Here is a 4,367-nt window from a genome sequence, read left to right on the forward strand (position 1 = left end):
CTTCGTTTCCCACTCTATCAGAGCTTTTCAGCTCCGATTTCCAGTGGATTTTCGCTGTCCAGTCCGCCTGACGGCGGCCGGGGCAACTCGCAGAACATTAGGGCACGAAGCCCCGGACCTCCAAATCGAGGTCCGGGGCCGACCGTGCACGGTCCAGACGTTACGGGCGGGTCAGGTAGTCGATGGTGCGACGGGCCACGCCGTACTCGCGGGTGAGGCGGGCAAAGGTGGTGTGGCCCTGCGTCACACGAGCGAAGGCACGCCAGGCGGGGCGGAAGGTGAGCACCGCGGCGTGGAACGTGCCGGGGCGGCGCTCGAAGGCGGCGAGCATGCGGCGGCCGACGCGCATCTCCGCACCCAGTTCGGCGTGTACCGCTGCCGCGTAATCGAGTGCTCGCCGCTCCACCGACTCGTTGTCCTCGGCCTGGGCGATCCGGGCGGCGGCGGTTCCGGCCATGCGCCCGGAACGGAGGGCGTAAGAGATGCCCTCTCGGGTCCACGGCTCCAGCAGGCCGGCCGCGTCTCCGGCGACCAGGACCCGCCCGCGCGAGAGCGGGGACTCGTCGGAGCGGCAGCGGGTCAGGTGGCCGGACTCGATGGAGGGGGCGAAGCCGGAGAGGCCCAACTGGGCGATGAAGTCGCGCAGGTAGGCCCGCGTCTCGGCGCCCCTGCCGCGGGCGGCGATGACGCCGACGGTGAGGCTGTCGCCCTTCGGGAACACCCAGCCGTAGGAGCCGGGCAGCGGCCCCCAGTCGAGGAGGACCCGGCCGCGCCAGGCCTCGGCGACGGTCGGCGGTACCGGGATCTCGGCCTCCAGGCCCAGGTCGACCTGGTCGAACTCGACGCCCACATGGGCGCCGGTCCGTCCGGCGCTGCCGTCCGCACCGACCACGGCGCGGGCCTGGACCGTGCGGCCGTCCTGGAGCTTGATCTGGGCGAGGCCTGCCGTGGCCTCGTCCGGCTGCTCGACGGAGGAGACGGAGACGCCGGTGGCGAGAACGGCGCCGGCCTTCTCAGCGCACTGGGCCAACTGGAAGTCGAATTCCTCGCGGTTGATCAGGCCGAAGAGCATCCGCTCCGAGCGGCGGGTCCGGGTCCAGCGGCCGCCGAGGGTGAAGGTGATGGCGTGCACGCGGTCGCGCAGCGGGAGCTGGAAGCCGGGAGGAAGGGAGTCACGGGAGGGGCCGATGATGCCGCCACCGCAGGTCTTGTAGCGGGGCAGCGTGGCCTTCTCGAGCAGCAGCACGCGCGCGGCTCCCGCGCTGGCCGCCGCGTAGGCGGCGGAGGTGCCGGCCGGGCCGGCCCCGACGACCACGACGTCCCAGACGCCGCTCAGCTCGTCCTCGGCCGCCTTCTCATCCGCGCCGAGGCGCTGGTTCTGCGTCATGTCCGCCCATACTAGTGAGGGTTGGCAAGAGAGCCGTGGCGAGGGCGGCACCGGCCCCGCCGCCGAAGGTGGCGGAGGCGACCAGGTCAGCCGGGGTGCGCGGGCGATCGCGACGGATCCGGACGAGCGCGCCCGCCAGGGTTCCTGTGGAAATCATGCCCAGGGCCGCTCTCTTGACGGCGCGTCGGCTCTGCGGGACGGGCTCGGACTCCGGTTCGGTGCGCCGGAGGACGCGGACGCCGGCCACCCCGAGGCACGCAAGGCCCACGGCCGAAGTCCCCCACTGCAGCGCGTGGTGGGCGGGCGTGCCGAGGATCCGCCGTCGCAGGACGGGGAAGGCACGGACGCCCGCGCGGCCGTCGTGGGTGAACGCGTCCCAGACCAGGTGGGTGAGGGCGCCGACGGCGGCCGAGGCGGCGAACCACACCGCGTCGGCGGGCTCCGGCTTGCGTCGTGGCGCGGTCAGGACGTCCAGGCGGCCGGCCGTGGCGGCGGGCAGCACCGACAGCACGCTCTCGCGCACCGCGCCGCGCCATGCCGCGGCGAGGCCGGCGGCCAGGGCGACGTTCAACGTCGGGACGGCCCACGGACGGTGGGCGAGGCGGCCGAGCCCGTAGCTTCCGGGGACGACGGTGTCGAGGAAGAACGGGACGTCGGGTGCCATCGAGCCGGTGACCAGCCCGGTGGCGACCAGTCGGGCGCGGCCACGGCCGCCGGCATCGAGCAGGGGCAGCACGGCTGCCGGGTGGCTGAAGGTGAAAGGCACGGGTCCATCTTGCCCGGCCGCGCGCGTCCTTGCCGGACGTGACCGCGCGGAAGCCGGGCGGGTCGGGCGGCGGCCCGGGGGCGGGCCCCGGCGGCCCGGGGGCGGGACCGGCACCGGGCGAAAACGGCCGGACAAAGCGGCCGGCCAAAGCGGCCGAACGAAAGCGCCCGGAAGAAGGAGGCCGGAAGAAGGAGGCCGGGCCCAGATTCCCCCGTTGACGCAGACAGCCGGAGGCACGCGGCGGCCGGGCCCAAACGGCGCCGGGCACCGGGTACCCGTCTGTCAGCCTGAGACAGCCGCCCCGGACTCGGCGTACGTCAGGGCCCCTGCTGCCCGGCTCTCCAGCGCCCGGCACAGGCGGCGGTACTTGTTGGCCGGCAGCAGGTCCGGCCAGTCCGCCCGGTCGGCGAATCGCCAGGCCCGGAGCTCGGACTGACGGAGGGTCAGCGCGGCAACCTGCTCCGGCGCCAGCCGACCCCCGTCGAAGACGAGGCGCAGCCCGCCGGAGCGGGGGCCGTTGTGCGGCTCCCAGTCGACGAGGAGCAGGCGGAGCCGGTCCGCTGGGAACGTGAGGCCGAGTTCCTCGGCCAGCTCGCGCGAGGCGGCGGCGCTCGGGGCCTCGCCGCTCTCGACGACGCCGCCGGGGAACTCCCAGCCCGGCTTGTAGACGGGGTCGACCAGCAGCGGCCGGTCCTGCTCGTCGAAGAGGAGGACGGCGGCGGCGACGGTGTCGGCCTGGTTGTCTGGCGAGTGCACGATCCGGCGCAGGGCGTCGCCGCGCTCGACGGAGTCCAGGACGGCGCGGGCGGCCTGACCGGGCGTCAGTTCGCCCGTGTCGACGACGGCGGCGTCCGTTCGGAGCCAGCCGAGGGCGGCACGGTAGGCGTCCAGGTGGTCCAGTCGCCACTGGCGGGCGTCGCGGTCCGCGTCGTCGTCTTCGATCCGCTTCCGCAGAACCGTTTCGTCAGCGTGCAGCAGGACGTGGTGCACCGGGATGCGGCGGGCGGAGAGCGCCCCGAAGATCTCGTCGCGGTAGTCCTGCCGGAGCAGCGCCATCGGCACCAGGATGCTGCGGCCGGGGAGTTGGGCGGCGAGCGCGGCGATGACCTCGGGCACCAGCCGCCGCCACGCCACGAGGTCCTGGAAGTCGCGGAGCCCCTGGCCGCTTTCCGCCGGGAGCCACTCGCGCAGCAGCGCCGAACCGACGGTCTCTGGGTCGAAGACGTGCGCGTCGGGGAGGAGTTCTCGCAGCGCGTCGACGGTGGTGGTCTTGCCGGCCCCGAACGCGCCGTTGACCCAGATGATCACGTGGTCCCCTCCCGAGTCGGTTGCTGCCCGCATCGTATGCGGTGCCGACGCGAGGAGGCCCTGGCCCACCGGGCGGTGGGCCAGGGCCTCCTGACGGTACGCGAGAACGCGCCGTGGGATGTCAGCCCTTGCGGGCCTTGATCTCGGCGGTGAGCTGGGGCAGCACGGTGAACAGGTCACCGACCACGCCGTAGTCCGCGAGCTCGAAGATCGGCGCCTCCGGGTCCTTGTTCACCGCGACGATCGTCTTCGACGTCTGCATCCCGGCCCGGTGCTGGATCGCGCCCGAGATCCCGTTCGCGATGTACAACTGCGGCGACACCTGCTTACCCGTCTGCCCCACCTGGTTCGCGTGCGGATACCAGCCCGCGTCCACCGCCGCCCGCGACGCACCCACCGCCGCACCCAACGAGTCCGCCAGCTCCTCCACCACCGAGAAGCCCTCCGCCGCCCCCACCCCACGACCACCGGAGACCACGATCGCCGCCTCGGTCAGCTCCGGCCGCCCCGACGACACCCGCGGCGTGCGCGCCACCACCCGCGCCGCCGACGCCGGCGCCGAGAACACCACCGCCACCGACTCCACCGCACCCGCCGCCGCGGCCGGCTCCGGCGCCACCGCGTTCGGCTTCACCGCCACCACCGGCACCCCCCGCGACACCCGCGACGTCACCGTGAACGACGCCGCGAACGCCGACTGCGTCACCACCGGCCCGCCCTCACCCGCGACCACGTCCACCGCATCGGTGAGCACCCCCGACCCCAGCCGCAACGCCACCCGCGCCGCGACCTCCTTACCCTCCCCCGACGCCGACACCAGCACCGCACCCAGATCCCCCACCGAACCGGCGATCTGCGCCAACGCATCCACCTTCGGCACCACCAGGAACTCGCCGAACTGCGGCC

4 protein-coding genes are annotated in these 4,367 nt (G+C 73.8%); all 4 read right to left on the bottom strand.

Features of this window, described 5'->3' with window-relative positions; translation table 11 throughout:
- Nucleotides 1-160: 160 nt before the first annotated feature.
- Nucleotides 161-1,387, bottom strand: coding sequence for a geranylgeranyl reductase family protein (locus tag ACFP3V_RS19425; RefSeq protein WP_380585115.1), 1,227 nt, complete (start codon nucleotides 1,385-1,387; stop codon nucleotides 161-163).
- A complete protein-coding gene (locus tag ACFP3V_RS19430) occupies nucleotides 1,356-2,153 on the bottom strand; it encodes a DUF4184 family protein (protein WP_380585117.1) in 798 nt (265 codons plus the stop codon). Before ACFP3V_RS19430 ends, ACFP3V_RS19425 begins: the two co-directional genes overlap by 32 nt.
- A 282-nt stretch (nucleotides 2,154-2,435) precedes the next feature.
- Nucleotides 2,436-3,461 carry an NUDIX hydrolase gene (locus ACFP3V_RS19435; RefSeq protein ID WP_380585119.1) on the bottom strand — a complete coding sequence of 342 codons (1,026 nt, stop codon included), beginning with the start codon at nucleotides 3,459-3,461 and terminating at the stop codon, nucleotides 2,436-2,438.
- A 121-nt stretch (nucleotides 3,462-3,582) separates the two neighbouring features.
- On the bottom strand, nucleotides 3,583-4,367 hold a 785-nt coding region (locus tag ACFP3V_RS19440; protein WP_380585121.1), incomplete at its 5' end, for an electron transfer flavoprotein subunit alpha/FixB family protein.

This window comes from Streptacidiphilus monticola (assembly GCF_042658505.1).
In the GTDB taxonomy this organism is placed as follows: domain Bacteria; phylum Actinomycetota; class Actinomycetes; order Streptomycetales; family Streptomycetaceae; genus Streptacidiphilus; species Streptacidiphilus monticola.